General features: G+C 66.3%; 12 protein-coding genes. 6 read left to right on the forward strand and 6 right to left on the reverse strand.

Going from position 1 to position 14293, the window contains the following annotated elements; all coding sequences use genetic code 11:
- The first annotated feature begins 113 nt into the window (after positions 1-113).
- Genes ppsA through G7045_RS03585 form a run of 3 tightly spaced genes read left to right on the forward strand, consistent with a single transcriptional unit; the run spans position 114 to position 4930 of the window.
- Positions 114-2504 carry a phosphoenolpyruvate synthase gene (ppsA, locus tag G7045_RS03575; RefSeq protein ID WP_166157435.1) on the forward strand — a complete coding sequence of 797 codons (2391 nt, stop codon included), beginning with the start codon at positions 114-116 and terminating at the stop codon, positions 2502-2504.
- Between the two features lie 13 nt (positions 2505-2517).
- Positions 2518-2835, forward strand: coding sequence for a DUF4212 domain-containing protein (locus G7045_RS03580; protein WP_205737202.1), 318 nt, complete (start codon positions 2518-2520; stop codon positions 2833-2835).
- Entirely contained in the window at positions 2828-4930 is a 2103-nt protein-coding gene (locus G7045_RS03585; RefSeq protein ID WP_166157438.1) for a VC_2705 family sodium/solute symporter, read from the forward strand. The genes G7045_RS03580 and G7045_RS03585 overlap by 8 nt, the downstream gene beginning before the upstream one ends.
- Before the next feature lie 36 nt (positions 4931-4966).
- On the opposite strand, the gene G7045_RS03590 is transcribed toward G7045_RS03585, so the two are convergent.
- Together G7045_RS03590 and G7045_RS03595 are read right to left on the reverse strand one after the other, a co-directional pair.
- The gene (locus G7045_RS03590; protein WP_166157442.1) at positions 4967-5320 is read right to left on the reverse strand and encodes an FKBP-type peptidyl-prolyl cis-trans isomerase; all 354 of its coding nucleotides are present in this window, start codon (positions 5318-5320) and stop codon (positions 4967-4969) included.
- A gap of 125 nt (positions 5321-5445) precedes the next feature.
- Complete coding sequence (locus G7045_RS03595; protein ID WP_166157445.1) at positions 5446-5751, reverse strand: helix-turn-helix domain-containing protein; 306 nt, start codon at positions 5749-5751, stop codon at positions 5446-5448.
- 208 nt (positions 5752-5959) lie between these two features.
- On the opposite strand from G7045_RS03595, the gene G7045_RS03600 reads away from it, so the two are divergent.
- Positions 5960-7159: a CaiB/BaiF CoA-transferase family protein gene (locus tag G7045_RS03600; RefSeq protein WP_166157448.1), complete on the forward strand. Its 1200-nt coding sequence runs from the start codon at positions 5960-5962 to the stop codon at positions 7157-7159.
- Positions 7160-7210: 51 nt separating this feature from the next.
- On the opposite strand, the gene G7045_RS03605 is transcribed toward G7045_RS03600, so the two are convergent.
- Positions 7211-8137, reverse strand: coding sequence for a ketopantoate reductase family protein (locus G7045_RS03605; protein WP_166157451.1), 927 nt, complete (start codon positions 8135-8137; stop codon positions 7211-7213).
- Between the two features lie 97 nt (positions 8138-8234).
- Here G7045_RS03605 and G7045_RS03610 point away from each other — a divergent pair, with 97 nt between their 5' ends.
- Positions 8235-8822 (forward strand): DUF3617 domain-containing protein, encoded by a 588-nt coding sequence (locus tag G7045_RS03610; RefSeq protein ID WP_166157454.1) that lies wholly within the window; start codon positions 8235-8237, stop codon positions 8820-8822.
- A gap of 62 nt (positions 8823-8884) precedes the next feature.
- On the opposite strand, the gene G7045_RS03615 is transcribed toward G7045_RS03610, so the two are convergent.
- Positions 8885-9331: a MerR family transcriptional regulator gene (locus G7045_RS03615; RefSeq protein ID WP_166157457.1), complete on the reverse strand. Its 447-nt coding sequence runs from the start codon at positions 9329-9331 to the stop codon at positions 8885-8887.
- 101 nt (positions 9332-9432) lie between these two features.
- Here G7045_RS03615 and G7045_RS03620 point away from each other — a divergent pair, with 101 nt between their 5' ends.
- A complete protein-coding gene (locus G7045_RS03620) occupies positions 9433-10365 on the forward strand; it encodes an NAD-dependent epimerase/dehydratase family protein (RefSeq protein ID WP_166160338.1) in 933 nt (310 codons plus the stop codon).
- Positions 10366-10381: 16 nt separating this feature from the next.
- On the opposite strand, the gene G7045_RS03625 is transcribed toward G7045_RS03620, so the two are convergent.
- Together G7045_RS03625 and rpoD are read right to left on the reverse strand one after the other, a co-directional pair.
- On the reverse strand, positions 10382-11458 hold the full coding sequence (locus tag G7045_RS03625; protein ID WP_240919261.1) for a trans-acting enoyl reductase family protein: 1077 nt from the start codon (positions 11456-11458) through the stop codon (positions 10382-10384).
- Between the two features lie 326 nt (positions 11459-11784).
- Positions 11785-14235, reverse strand: a complete 2451-nt coding sequence (gene rpoD, locus G7045_RS03630) for an RNA polymerase sigma factor RpoD (protein ID WP_166157459.1) — start codon at positions 14233-14235, stop codon at positions 11785-11787.
- Positions 14236-14293: the final 58 nt, after the last annotated feature.

The following is a 14293-nucleotide window of genomic DNA, read 5'->3' on the forward strand; positions in this document are numbered from 1 at the left end:
TCACGCCATGCGCAGCCGCAGCCCACAACCCCAAATACAACGCGCGCCCTTGCCCATGGCCGCCTGCGCCCTGCTGGCGCGGGCCACCGGTTTTTAACTTCTGGAGTCTTCCCATGTCTGCACGTTTTGAGGCGACCGCCCTGGTCGTACCGTTTGAACAACTGAGAATGAGCGACGTCGAGGTCGTTGGCGGCAAGAACGCCAGCCTGGGCGAAATGATCTCGCAGCTGCCCCAGGGCGTGCGCGTGCCCACCGGCTTTGCCACCACGGCGCACGCCTTCCGCGAGTTTTTGAAGTACGAGGGCCTGCACGAGCGCATCAGCGCGCGCCTGGCGGCGCTCGATGTCGAAGACGTGCGCGCCCTGGCCGCAGCCGGGGCTGAAATCCGTGGCTGGGTGGAGAACCAGCCCTTCCCTGCCGACCTGGAACAAGCCGTGCGCGCCGCCTTCGCCACCCTGAGTGCAAGCAATGCCCAGGCCAGTTTTGCCGTGCGCAGCTCGGCCACGGCAGAAGACCTGCCCGACGCATCCTTTGCCGGCCAGCAAGAAACCTTTTTGAACGTCGTCGGCATCGAAGATGTGCTGCACAAGATGAAAGAGGTGTTTGCCAGCCTCTACAACGACCGCGCCATCTCCTACCGCGTGCACAAGGGCTTTGCGCACGACGTGGTGGCGCTGTCGGCGGGCGTGCAGCGCATGGTGCGCTCGGACCTGGGCGCGGCGGGCGTGATGTTCACCATCGACACCGAAAGCGGCTTTGAAGAAGTCGTCTTCATCACCAGCAGCTACGGCCTGGGCGAGACGGTGGTGCAAGGCGCCGTCAACCCCGACGAATTCTACGTCCACAAGCCCATGCTGCGCGCCGGCAACAAGGCCGTGATCCGCCGCAACCTGGGCTCCAAGCTGATCCAGATGGTGTTTGCCAGCGCGGAAGAAAAGGCCGCCACGGGCAAGCTCGTCAAGACCACCGATGTGGCCACCGAGCTGCGCAACCGCTACAGCCTGAGCGACGATGAGGTGCAGCAATTGGCGCAGTACGCGCTGGTGATCGAGCAGCACTATGGCCGCCCCATGGACATCGAGTGGGGCAAGGACGGCCAGGACGGCCAGCTCTACATCCTGCAGGCGCGCCCCGAGACGGTGAAAAGCCAGGCCAAGGGCCAGGCCGAACTGCGCTACAAGTTGAAGGGCCACGGCCAGGTGCTGGCCGAGGGCCGTGCCATTGGCCAGAAGATCGGCACCGGCCCGGTGCGCCTGGTGCACGACATCCGCGAGATGGACAAGGTGCAGGCCGGCGACGTGCTCGTCACCGACATGACCGACCCGAACTGGGAGCCGGTGATGAAGCGCGCCAGCGCCATCGTCACCAACCGGGGCGGGCGCACCTGCCACGCCGCCATCATCGCGCGCGAGCTGGGCATTCCCGCCGTGGTGGGCTGCGGCAACGCCACCGACAAGCTGAGCGACGGCACGCTGGTGACGGTGAGCTGCGCCGAGGGCGATACCGGCCACATCTACGACGGCCTGCTGGAGACCGAAGTGACCGAGGTGCAGCGTGGCGAGATGTCCGCCATCAAGACCAAGATCATGATGAACGTCGGCAACCCGCAGCTGGCCTTTGACTTTGCCCAGTTGCCCAACGAAGGCGTGGGCCTGGCGCGGCTGGAATTCATCATCAACAACAACATCGGCGTGCACCCCAAGGCCATCCTGGACTACCCCGCCGTCGATGCCGACCTGAAGAAGGCCGTGGAGAGCGTGGCCCGTGGCCATGCCAGCCCGCGCGCCTTCTACGTGGACAAGGTGGCCGAGGGCGTGGCGACGATTGCGGCGGCGTTTTGGCCCAAGCCCGTCATCGTGCGCCTGTCGGACTTCAAGAGCAACGAGTACCGCAAGCTCATCGGCGGCAGCCGCTACGAGCCCGAGGAAGAAAACCCGATGCTGGGCTTCCGGGGCGCGGCGCGCTACATCAGCGCCGATTTTGGCGAGGCTTTTGCCATGGAATGCGAGGCCATCCGCCGCGTGCGCGGCGACATGGGCCTGACCAACGTGCAGGTGATGGTGCCGTTTGTGCGCACCCTGGGCCAGGCCGACCGCGTCACCCGCCTGCTCGCCGAGCACGGCCTGCAGCGCGGGCAGAACGACCTCAAGGTCATCATGATGTGCGAGGTGCCCAGCAACGCCGTGCTGGCCGACGAGTTCCTGCAGTACTTCGATGGCTTCTCCATTGGCTCCAACGACCTGACCCAGCTCACCCTGGGCCTGGACCGCGACAGCGGCCTGGAGCTGCTGGCGCAGGATTTTGACGAGCGCGACCCGGCCGTGCGCGCGCTGCTGTCGCGTGCCATCGCTGCCTGCAAGGCACAAGGCAAGTACGTGGGCATCTGCGGCCAGGGCCCCAGCGACCACCCCGACTTTGCGCAGTGGCTGGCAGATGAGGGCATCTCCTCGATCTCGCTCAACCCCGACAGCGTGATCGACACCTGGCAGCAGCTCGCGGGCTGAGGCCGCAGACACCATGCCACCGGCGATTGAGCCCACAGCCGAGCACAGTGGCATGACCACGGGCGTGCCGTTTGCGCCCGATTTGCACGATGCGCGTCACCTGTGGCTCAAAGCCGTTTTGCTGCTGCTGTGGCTGCTGGTGACTTTTGTCACCAGCTTTTTTGCCCGCGACCTGAGTCTGCCGTTTGGTGGCTGGACGTTTGGCTACTGGATGGCAGCGCAGGGCGCGGTGCTGGTGTTCATCGTCCTCACCATCGTGTACTGCGGGGCCATGGATCGCTTTGAACGCGCAGATGCCGATGCAGCGGCGCCGCCCCCGCGCCATGGCTGAAGGGGTGCAGGGCGAGCGCGCCTACCTGCGGCGCCTGCACCGCACCCTGGCGCTGTACGTGGCCGGGGTGTTGGGTTTTCTCGGCCTCATGGCCTGGGCCGAGCAGCGGGGGCTGTCGCGCCACTGGATCGGGCCCATTTTTCTTTTCTTCACGGTGATGGTGTACGCCGCCATCGGCGTCTGGGGGCGCACCACCGACCCTGAGGAGTACTACGTTGCCGGGCGGCGCATCCCGCCCATGTACAACGGCATGGCGGCGGCGGCCGACTGGATGAGCGCCGCCTCCTTCATCAGCCTGGCGGGCGCCCTGTACCTGCAGGGCTTTGCCGGCCAGCCCGGCCAGCCCGGGGGCCTGGCGTATTTGCTGGGCTGGACGGGGGGCTTTGTGCTGGTGGCGCTTCTCATTGCGCCGCACCTGCGCGCCATGAATCTCTACACCATCCCGGATTTTTTTCAGCAGCGCTTTGGCGGGCGCTGGCCGCGCATCATTGCCGCGCTGGCGGCGGTGCTGTGCTCGTTCACCTATGTGGTGGCGCAGATTTATGGCGTCGGCCTGATTGCCTCGCGCCTGACGGGGGTGCAGTTCGAGATCGGCATCATGCTCGGCCTGGGCGGGGTGCTGCTGTGCTCGTTCCTCGGGGGGATGCGCGCCATCACCTGGACGCAGGTGGCGCAGTACGTGGTCGTGCTGCTGGCGTTTTTGATCCCGGTGTCGTGGCTGGCCTACCAGCAGCTGGGCACGCCGCTGGCGACCTTGGTGTACGGCCAGCAGGTGGCGCGGGTGGCCGAGCTGGAGCAGCAGCTGCTCGATGACCCGGCCGAGCGCGCCGTGGTGCAGGCTTATTTGCAGCGTGCGCGCAACTACGAACAGCGCCTGCACAACGTGGGCGTGGCCCTGGAGCGCGAGCGCGAGGCGGCGCGTGCCCATGTGCGCGAATTGCGTGCGCGCAATGCCGATGTAGGTCAGATCGTTGCTGCCAGTCGCGAGCTGGCGGCGCTGCCGCGCGATGAGGCGCAGGCGCGGGCGCAGTGGACGCGTGAGATGTACACCTATTACGAGCGTGCCCGTCCCCTGGGCGGCCTGCCGCGCCACAGCCAGGCTTTTGCCGGCAACCCCGACGGCACGCCGCAGGAGCGCGCCGATTACCAGGACACGCGGCGCAACTTTCTGGCGCTGATGTTCTGCCTCATGGTCGGCACGGCGGGCCTGCCGCACCTGCTCACGCGCTACTACACCGCCAGTTCAGTCGCGGGGGCGCGCGCCTCGGTGGCCTGGTCGGTGTTCTTCATTGCCCTTTTGTACCTGAGCGCCCCGGCGCTGGCGGTGCTGGTCAAGTTTGAGGTCATGCACAACCTGGTGGGCAGCAGCTTTGGCGAGCTGCCCAACTGGATTGCGCAGTGGGCGCGGGTCGATCCGGCGCTGCTGTCGGTGGAGGACGTCAACGGCGACGGCATCGTGCAGTTTGGCGAGATTCACCTCGGCGCCGACCTCATCATGCTGGCCACGCCCGAGCTCGGCGGCCTGCCGTACGTGATCTCGGGGCTGGTGGCCGCTGGGGGCCTGGCAGCGGCGCTGTCCACCGCCGATGGCTTGCTGCTGACCATCAGCAACGCCCTGGTGCGCGACCTGTACTACCAGGGTCGCAGCGGGCGGCGCCATAGCTCGGCTGAGCAGCGGGTGATTTTGACCAAGTTTGCCCTCATGGCGGTGGCGCTGGCGGCGGCTTTTGTGGCCTCGCTCAAGCCGTCGGACATCTTGCCCATGGTCTCGGCCTCGTTCTCGCTGGCGGCCTCGGCCTTCGTGCCGGCCATGGTGCTGGGTATTTTTTGGCGCGGCACCACGCGCGCGGGCGCCGTCTGGGGCATGTTGGCGGGGCTGGGGGTGGCGCTGTACTACATCGTGTCGCATCTGCCGGTGGTGCAGATGCTCACGCCCAGCTGGCTCGCCTGGCTCTGGGTGCAGGGCCTGTGGTGGGAGATTCAACCGATCTCCGCCGGCGTCTTTGGCGTGCCGGCGGGGCTGGCGGTGACGCTGCTGGTCAGCCGCATCACGCGCCCGCCGCCGCCGCTGCCGCGCATCCGGCTGGAGATGTGAACGCTCTGGGCCGGTGCGCGGGCTGCCCGATGGCGGTTAAACCGCCAGCAGTTCGACGTCGAACTTGAGCGTGGCGTGCGGCGGAATGACGCCGCCCGCGCCGCGTGCACCGTAGCCCAGGCTGGCGGGGATGATGAGGGTGCGCTGGCCACCGACTTGCATTCCCTGCACGCCTTCGTCCCAGCCCTTGATGACCATGCCGGCGCCCAGCAGGAAGGCAAACGGATCGCCCCGGTCGCGGCTGGAGTCGAACTTGGCGCCTTGCTGGCCGTCGTTGTAGAGCCAGCCGGTGTAGTGCACGCGCACCTGGGCGCCGGCCTGGGCGCTGGCGCCGCTGCCTTGCACGGTGTCTTCGTACTGCAGGCCCGAGGCGGTGGTGGTGAAAGCCATGGTGAAAATCCTTTTGCTATCAAAATAATAGCTGCTCGCGCTTGCTGGATAAGCGTTGCAGCCCAAAAAGCCAAAAACCCGCGCAGGGCGCGGGTGTCTGGCGAGAACAAGGGGCCGGGGCCGCTTTACTTCTTGGCGCGGCCGGCGGCCCAGCGGGTGGCAAAAGCCTGCAGATCCGACAGGCGCTTGAGCAAGTCCTGGCCGCTGGCGGTGACGGTGTAGCCCTCGCTGCCGTGGTCGAGCAGGCCCGCTTCGCGCAGCTCTTTGATGCGGGTGTTGAGCGTGTTGGGCGTGATGCCGCCGACGCTGTCTTGCAGCAGGCGGAAGGTTTGCGGGTGGCCGTCGCGCAGCGCCCAGAGCACGCGCAGCGCATAACGGCATTCGAGCTTTTCAAACAGCTGGTGGATGGCGGCGTTTTCTTTGGCGCTCATGAACGCTTCTCCTGGGGCAATGGGTGGGCGATGGGGCAGGGCGGGCCTGCCAAGGTGGGCCGGACTATAGCCGGGATTCGATTTTGCTACAAGTTTAATAGCTCCAAAGTGCCGGTGGGTATGCGCTACCCTGCAAAAACGGGGTAAATACCGAGTGCCCCTCCAGGGGCGGGCTTATGCTGTAGCCCCCTGTTTTTTGCTTCCCGCCATGTCCTCTCGCACTTCCTCCCTTCCCCTGGCCGGCCTGCGCGTGGTCGAATTCACGCACATGGTCATGGGCCCGACCTGCGGCATGGTGCTGGCCGACCTGGGGGCCGAGGTCATCAAGGTCGAGCCCATCGAGGGCGACCGCACGCGCCACCTGCTGGGCGCGGGCGCGGGCTTTTTCCCCATGTTCAACCGCAACAAGAAAAGCATCGCCATCGACCTGCGCCAGAGCGAAGGCCAGGCCGTGGCGCGCAAGCTCGCGCTGTCGGCGGACGTGGTGCTGCAAAACTTCAAGCCCGGTACCCTGGCCAAGTACGGGCTCGATTACGCCGCCCTGAGCGCCGAGAACCCGCGCCTGATCTACGTGAACCACACGGGGTTTTTGCCCGGCCCCTACGAGCACCGCACGGCGCTCGACGAGGTGGTGCAGATGATGGGCGGCCTGGCCTACATGACGGGCCGCCCCGGCGACCCGCTGCGCGCGGGTACCAGCGTGAACGACATCATGGGCGGCATGTTCGGCGCCATTGGCGCCATGGCGGCGCTGCTGCAGCGCGGCATCAGCGGGCGCGGGCAGGAGGTGGATTCGGCGCTGTTCGAGAACAATGTCTTTCTGGTCGGCCAGCACATGCTGCAGTACGCCATCACCGGCGAGGCGGCGGCGCCCATGCCCGCGCGCATCTCGCCCTGGGGTGTGTACGACGTGTTCACGGTGCAGGGTGGCGAGCAGATTTTTCTCTCTGCCGTGAGCGATGTGCAGTGGCAAACCCTGTGCCGTATTCTGGATTGGGCCGATCTTGCTGCCGACCCGCAGCTCGCCAGCAACAACGACCGCGTGCGCGCCCGCCCGACGCTGCTGCCACAGCTGCGCCAGCGCCTGGCCGAGCGCAGCGCAACCGAGCTGGCGCAGCTGTGCGAGGCCCATGGCCTGCCCTACGCCCCCATTGGCCGCCCCGAGCAGCTCTACGACGACCCGCACCTCAACGCCAGCGGCGCCCTGGCCGACATCACCCTGCCCGACGGCGAGCGCGCCGGCCAGACGGTGCGCACACCCTTGTTCCCGCTGCGCCTGGCCGGCGCGCACCTGCCCGTGCGCATGGACCCACCGGCCAAGGGTGCGCACACCGACGCGCTGCTGCAGGGCCTGGGTTACGACGCCGCGCAAATCGAGGCCCTGCGCACGGCTGCCGCCGTGGCTTGAAATTGGAGTGTTTTTGGCCTCTAGTCCTTGCTAATCAAGCGCTAGTAGCTATCAATTTAATAGTTTCTGGCGTGCTTGCAGCATCCGCACCAGTACCAATAGGGCCTGGTTTGCCGGCGCCGTCAGGCCATGGGCGGCGGCGCGGCGCACAACGTAGCCATTGAGGTGCTCGATCTCGCTCTCGCGCCCGCGCGCCAGGTCTTGCGCGGTGGACGATTTTTGCGCCGGCATGGTCTGCGCAATCGCCTGCACGCGCGCAGGCAGGTCGGCGGGCAGCGGCACGCCCTCGGCCTGGGCCACGGCCTGGCATTCGGCCACCAGCTGCGCCAGCAGCGCCGGTGCGCCGTCTTGCTGCAGGAGCCAGCCATAGGGCTGCTGCACGATGGCCGAGAGCGCGTTGTAGGCGCAGTTGACCACCAGCTTGGCCCAAAGCGTGCCCGCCACCTGGTCGGACAACGCCACGGCAATCCCCGCCTGCTGCAGCCAGGGGGCGATGGCGGCGCAGGCGCTGGCGTCGGGCAGCACCAGTTCGCAGCGGCCCAAATGCTGTACATGGCCGGGCCCGGCCATGGCCGTGGCGACGTACACCACCGCCGGCCAGACCGGGTGTGCCGGCCCCAGCACGGCGCGCACGCGCTCGGCGTTATCGACGCCGTTTTGCAGGCACAGCACCACGGCGCCGGGGCGCAGGTGCGGCGCCAGCTGCTGCGCAGCTGATTCGGTGTCGGTGGCCTTGACGCACAGCAGCACCACATCGGCCTGGGCGGCGGCGCGCGCCTCGGTGCTGGCGGCCAGGGGGATGTGCACATCCTCGGTCGCCGTTTGCAGGCGCAGGCCGTGCGTGGCAATCGCCTGCACGTGGGCGGCGCGGCCAATGAGCTGCAGCGGGTAGCCGGCGCGCGCCAACAGGGCGCCAAAGTAGCAGCCGACGGCGCCGGCGCCGAAGACGGCAAAGAAAGGGGGGTGGGAGCGATGCATGGGCGGTGATTGTCCCAGTCCGCCGGCCCTTGTGCAGCCCGGGGGCGGGGCGGAAAATCCAGGCGCCGGCGCCGTTGCCGCCGATTGGAGATTGACCATGCGTACCCCGCTCTTCCTGTCCTCGTTTTCCGCCCCGGCCCCGCTCCTGGCTTTGCCCCTGGTTGTGCTCCTGGCGCTGGGCAGCAGCGTTCAGGCGCAAACCTTGCAGCCGGGGCTGTGGGAGTTTCAGCACCAAAACCCAAGTGCGCAGCAGTCCGGCGGCAACGCCATGGCCGAGCGCATGGCGCAGATGCGCGAGCAGCTCAAAAACATGCCACCCGAATCGCGCAAGATGATGGAGCAGCAAATGGCGGCCCAGGGCGTAGCGCTCGACGGCAACGGTGGCCTGCGCGTGTGCATCAGCCCCGAGCAGGCGCAGCAGGCCCCCATCCGCGAGGGCCAGCGCGAAGGCCAGTGCACCTACAGCCAGGTGCGCCACAGCGGCAATACCTGGAAGGGCCATGTGCGCTGCCAGGAGCCGGCGAGCGAGGGCGATTTCACCACCACCCTCTACGGCCCCGAGCACTTCGTCACCGAGGCGGTGGTGACGAGCAAGGAGCATGGCCGCATGGCGATGAAGACCGAGGCACGCCGGCTCGGCAGCGACTGCGGGGCGTTGAGCAAAAAGCCGGCGGCCGGGCAGTGAGGGCGCTTGTCCGTCGTCGGCGCGCCGAACACCTGGGCGCACACCGTGCGCAGCAAAGGGTACTAACTGCGCCGGCGAGTCCAGGGCGTCGGGGTGCCTTCGGCCCCTGCCAGTTGCATCTCTGACAACCAACGCCGGGCGTTGGCGGCGCAATCCATGTCCTCGGGCTTGGCTTCGATCTGCGCCATCAGTTCGACCAGGTGGGCCTTGCTTTGTGCGAGCTGTGCTTGCAGCGCCTCGATGTCCTGCACTTTGCGGCGCAGCGTCTGGAGCAGGGTGCCGTGCTCCCAGCTGGCGAGGTCGCTGGGCAGCAGCGTGCGCAGTTCCTCCAGGCTGAAGCCCGCGTTCTGCCCAGCTGCGATCAGCTTGAGCACCAGAACCGCATCGTCGGGATAGCTGCGGTAGCCATTGGCCTGGCGTTCAACCGCCTTGAGCAGGCCGATCCGCTCATAGAAGCGAATGCGCGAGGGCGCCAGGCCAGTGCGCTCCGCCAGTTCTCCAATTTTCATTTCACGGTGCTCCGAATGGGCGCGTAGTTTGACATTGAACTTTGCTTCAAGGTTAACCTTACGGCCATTACCACAAGATTCAGTTCACCGAGATGCGCGCAATGCAGACGATATTGGGGGCCAACGGCCAGATCGCCACAGAGCTGGCGAGGGAGCTCAAGCGTAGATACACCGACGAGGTGCGGCTGGTGAGCCGCACGCCGCGCAAGGTCAACGCTGCCGACAGCCTGGTGTCTGCCAACCTGCTCGATGTGCAGCAGACCTTGGAGGCAGTCAAGGGCAGCCGCATCGTCTACTTCACCGCTGGCCTGCCGCCGGACACGGAACTGTGGGAGATGCAGTTCCCGACGATGCTCAAGAACGCCCTCGATGCGGCCCGCGCCACAGGTGCGCGCTTTGCGTATTTCGACAACACGTACATGTACCCGCAGGATGCGCGGCTGCAGACGGAGGAGGCGCCCTTCGCTCCGGTCGGCCGCAAGGGCAAGGTGCGTGCCGCGATGGCGTCCATGGTGCTCGATGAAATGGCGCGGGGCGAGATTCCCGTGCTCATCGGCCGTGCCCCCGAGTTCTACGGCCCGGGCAAGACGCAGAGCTTTACCAACGCGCTGGTGATCGAAAAGCTCCAGGCCGGTAAGAAGCCGCTGGTGCCGGTGCGCGACGACACGCGGCGCACGCTGATCTGGACGCCGGACGCGAGCCGCGCGCTGGCGGCACTGGGCAATGCGCCCGATGCGTTCGGGCAGACCTGGCACCTGCCGTGCTGCGACGAGCGCCTGACGTACCGGGAATTCGTCGCCATGGCCAGCGAGATAGGGGAGCGGGAGTTCGCCTACAAGGTCATTGGCCAGTGGGCACTGACCGCCGCCGGGCTGTTCCGGAAAGAGGCGCGCGAGATCCGCGAGCTGCTGCCCCGCTACCGGCAGGACAACCTGTTCGACTCCACGAAGTTCAAGCGCCGGTTTCCAGAATTCGGGGTAACCACGTACCGGCAGGGCCTGGAGCTGATCTGGCGGGGCGCAGCGGGCACATAGATAGCCTCGCCGCCGCCTACGCTATCTGTAGCGGCCCCGATCCTGGCAGGCGCGCCACCAGGTCGGCCCCCACCAGCCGGGACGGCGTGTAGGCGCCACCTGCGGGCCGGGCCGCCATCAGGTGCTCCACCACGGCCAGTGCGCCGGTGATGGTCAGGCTATAGCCATTGGCGGTGCGGATGCGTGCAGTCTTCTTCTCCCCGCGCGCATTGCGGGCCTCGCCCCAGACGAAGGTGGGCATCTGTGCGCGCTGTTCCTCGCTGGGGCCCTTCACCGTTTGGGCGATGCGTGCCTTGATGAGCTTTTGCACCCACGGCCACCCCAGCAGCGGCCGGATGTAGTTGGCACGCCGGGCGTTGGCGATCATGCTGGGCGCGCCAGGAATGAACACCCGTACGTTCGGAATGCCGGTGCTGTAGAAGGCGGTGGAGACATCGCCCCAGGGGATGCTCATGGCCTCCTTCTCGCCATCGCCGAAGTCGATGCGGCGCACCTCGTGGGCCAGCGGCACGGTGATGATCTTGCCGTCTTGGCGCACCTTGCCGCCCTGGGCCAGGCCCTCGACCGAGGTCTTGGCCGTGCCGGGCGAGAAGCCCGAACGCGAATCGAAGCCCAGCGCGAGATGCGTGGCATCGGGCAGCGCTTCCTTGAGTGCCGCAGCCACGCAGTCGGTGGGGATGACATCGAAGCCCACGCCGGGGCACAGCACCACGCCCGCGTCGCGCGCGCGTGCATCGAGCGACTGCGCCAACTCGAAGACGGCGATCTCGCCGGTGATGTCCAGGTAGTGCGCACCGGCGCGCAGGCAGGCCGCCATCATCGGCGCGGCGGTGGCGGAAAACGGGCCGGCGCAGTTCAGCACCAGCGCGTGGTCACGCAGCTGTGCCGCCAGCACCGTGGCGTCGTCGAGGCCGAAGGCTTGCGCCTCCAGCCCGAGGGTGCGTGCCAGCGGTTCGATGCTTTCGCGCCGGCGGCCCGCCAGCACCGGCGTGAGCCCGCGCCGCACTGCTTCGCGGGCGATGAGTTCCCCGGTGTAGCCGTTGGCGCCATAGATCATCCAGCGCAGGGGCTGGGTGTTTTTTGTGATTACCATGATGACGATGCCTTGGTTTTGCCCCGCGTGAATGGGAATTCACGGATGGCCTTGGAGTGGAGGAGCGATGGCGTGAATCTAAGGTTTAAGTTAAGTTGAATGTCAAGGGATTGTTCGGGCCCATGGCGGATCGGTGCGCTGCGATGGGCGCCGGGCCTCGCGCAGTAGGGCTGGAGGCGAACAGGCAAGCGGTGGTCAGCGATGGACGAACCGGCTGTATCGGGCGGCGGCGCAGTCCAGCAGAATTGGGTGCTGGCGCGATGTGGAAATGAAAAAACCCGCCCCCACGCTGTGCGTCGGGGCGGGTGTGCCGGGTGGATGCAGGCTTACAGCGAGTCGATGAAGCTGCGCAGCTTGTCGCTGCGGCTGGGGTGCTTCAACTTGCGCAGCGCCTTGGCTTCGATCTGGCGGATGCGTTCGCGCGTGACGTCGAACTGCTTGCCCACTTCTTCCAGGGTGTGGTCGGTGGACATTTCAATGCCGAAGCGCATCCGCAGCACCTTGGCTTCGCGCGGGGTCAGGCCGTCGAGGATGTCTTTCACCACGTCGCGCAGGCCGGCCTGCATGGCGGCGTCGATGGGCGCGGTGTTGGCGCTGTCCTCGATGAAGTCGCCCAGGTGGCTGTCGTCGTCGTCGCCGATGGGCGTTTCCATCGAGATCGGCTCCTTGGCGATCTTCATGATCTTGCGGATTTTGTCCTCGGGAATCTCCATCTTCTCGGCCAGGATGGAGGCATCGGGCTCGAAGCCGAATTCCTGCAGGTGCTGGCGCGAGATGCGGTTCATCTTGTTGATGGTCTCGATCATGTGCACCGGGATGCGGATGGTGCGCGCCTGGTCGGCGATCGAGCGCGTGATGGCCTGGCGGATCCACCACGTGGCGTAGGTCGAGAACTTGTAGCCCCGGCGGTATTCGAATTTATCGACCGCCTTCATCAGGCCGATGTTGCCTTCCTGGATCAGGTCCAGGAACTGCAGGCCCCGGTTGGTGTACTTCTTGGCAATCGAGATCACCAGGCGCAGGTTGGCCTCGATCATCTCTTTCTTGGCGTCGCGGCTGGCCATCTCGCCGGCGTTCATGCGCTTGTTGATGTCTTTCAACTCGGTCAGCGGCACGACGACGCGGGTCTGCAGGTCGATCAGCTTTTGCTGCAGGTCCTGGATGGGCGGGATGTTGCGCGCCATGACGGCGCTGTAGGGCTTGCCGGCGCTGGCTTGCTTTTCCACCCACTGCAGGTTCAGCAGGTTGGGCGGGAAGTCCTTGATGAAGGTCTCCTGCGGCATACCGCACTTATCGACGATGATGCGGCGCAGCTCGCGCTCTTTCTTGCGCACGTCGTCCACCTGGGCGCGCACCATGTCGCACAGCTTCTCGATGGTCTTGGCGGTGAAGCGGATCGTCATCAGCTCGGCCGAGATGGCGTGCTGGATCTTCATGTACGCGGCGCCGCCGTAGCCGTCCTTGTCGTACACCTTGTGCATTTTCTCGAACAGCGCGTGCAGGCTGTCGAAGCGGCGCAGGGCTTCGTTTTTCAGCTCTTCGAGCTTCTTCGTCAGCGCCTTGGAGCCGCCCTTGCCGTCGTCGTCGTCGGCTTCGTCGTATTCGTCGAAGTCTTCTTCGGCCACGTAGTCGTCGTTTTCGTCGGCGTTGACGAAGCCATCGACGATGGTCGAGATGACGACCTTGCCGCCCCGAATTTCCTCGGCCATGCTGAGAATTTCGGCAATCGTGGCGGGCGAGGCGCTGATGGCCTCCATCATGTCCTGCAGGCCGCCTTCGATGCGCTTGGCGATCTCGATTTCGCCCTCGCGCGTGAGCAGCTCCACGGTGCCCATCTCGCGCATGTACATGCGCACCGGGTCGGTGGTGCGGCCAAATTCGCTATCGACGGTGGAGAGCGCGGCCTCGGCCTCTTCTTCCGCTTCTTCGACCGTGGTGGCGGTGGGTGTGACGTTGTTCTGGAACAGGGTCTCGGCGTCGGGCGTTTGCTCGTACACCGCCACGCCCATGTCGTTGAGCATGGTGACCACGACTTCCATGGTCTCGGCGTCCACCAGTTTGTCGGGCAGGTGGTCGGAGATTTCGACCTGCGTCAGGTAGCCGCGTGTCTTGCCCAGGGTGATGAGCTTTTTCAGCTGCGAGCGGCGCTTGGCCAGGTCTTCTTCCGACAGCACGGTCTCGTCGAGGCCAAACTCCTTCATCAAGGCGCGTTCCTTGGCCTTGGAGAGCTTCATGCGCAGCGGCTTGGCCTTTTCCACGGTGGTATCGGCGCTGGCTTCGGCGGCTGGGGCTTCTTCCACCTCACCTTCGAGGTCGGCTTCGATGTCCGACAGGTCGGTGTCGTCGCCCGCTTCTTCTTCCTTGGCCTTGGGCTTGCGGCCGCGCTTGGCCGGGGCCTTGGCGGCGGCTTTGGCAGCGGGCTTGGGCTTGGCGAGCGCTTCGTCGGCGCTGGTGTCCTTGGCGGCGCTGCTGCGCGTGGCCTTCTTCTTGGGCGTTTCGGCGCTGGTGTCTGTGGCGACAGTGACAGCCGCTTTGGGGGTGGCCTTGGTCGCGCCCGTGACCGCAGTCTTGGCAGCGGCTTTGCTCGCCGGCTTTTTCTTGTCCTGGGCTTCGGCGTTTTTCAGGAATTCATCGGCCGCTTCTTTGAGCAGCTGGGCTTTGCTTTTGGGTGGGGTGGACACTTGAGCAGCTTTCGTTGCGGCCAGGGCGGCCGGGGAAGAAGGGACAGCGGCGCCTGCAGCAGGCTTGGCAGACTTCGCGGACTTTTGAGTGGGCATCAACTACCTCAGGGTCAAAAACGGGCACACAAAGAAAACGCAAGCGCCACCGCCATGG

Origin of the sequence: Acidovorax sp. HDW3 (assembly GCF_011303755.1) — a bacterium.
Lineage (GTDB): Bacteria > Pseudomonadota > Gammaproteobacteria > Burkholderiales > Burkholderiaceae_C > Paenacidovorax.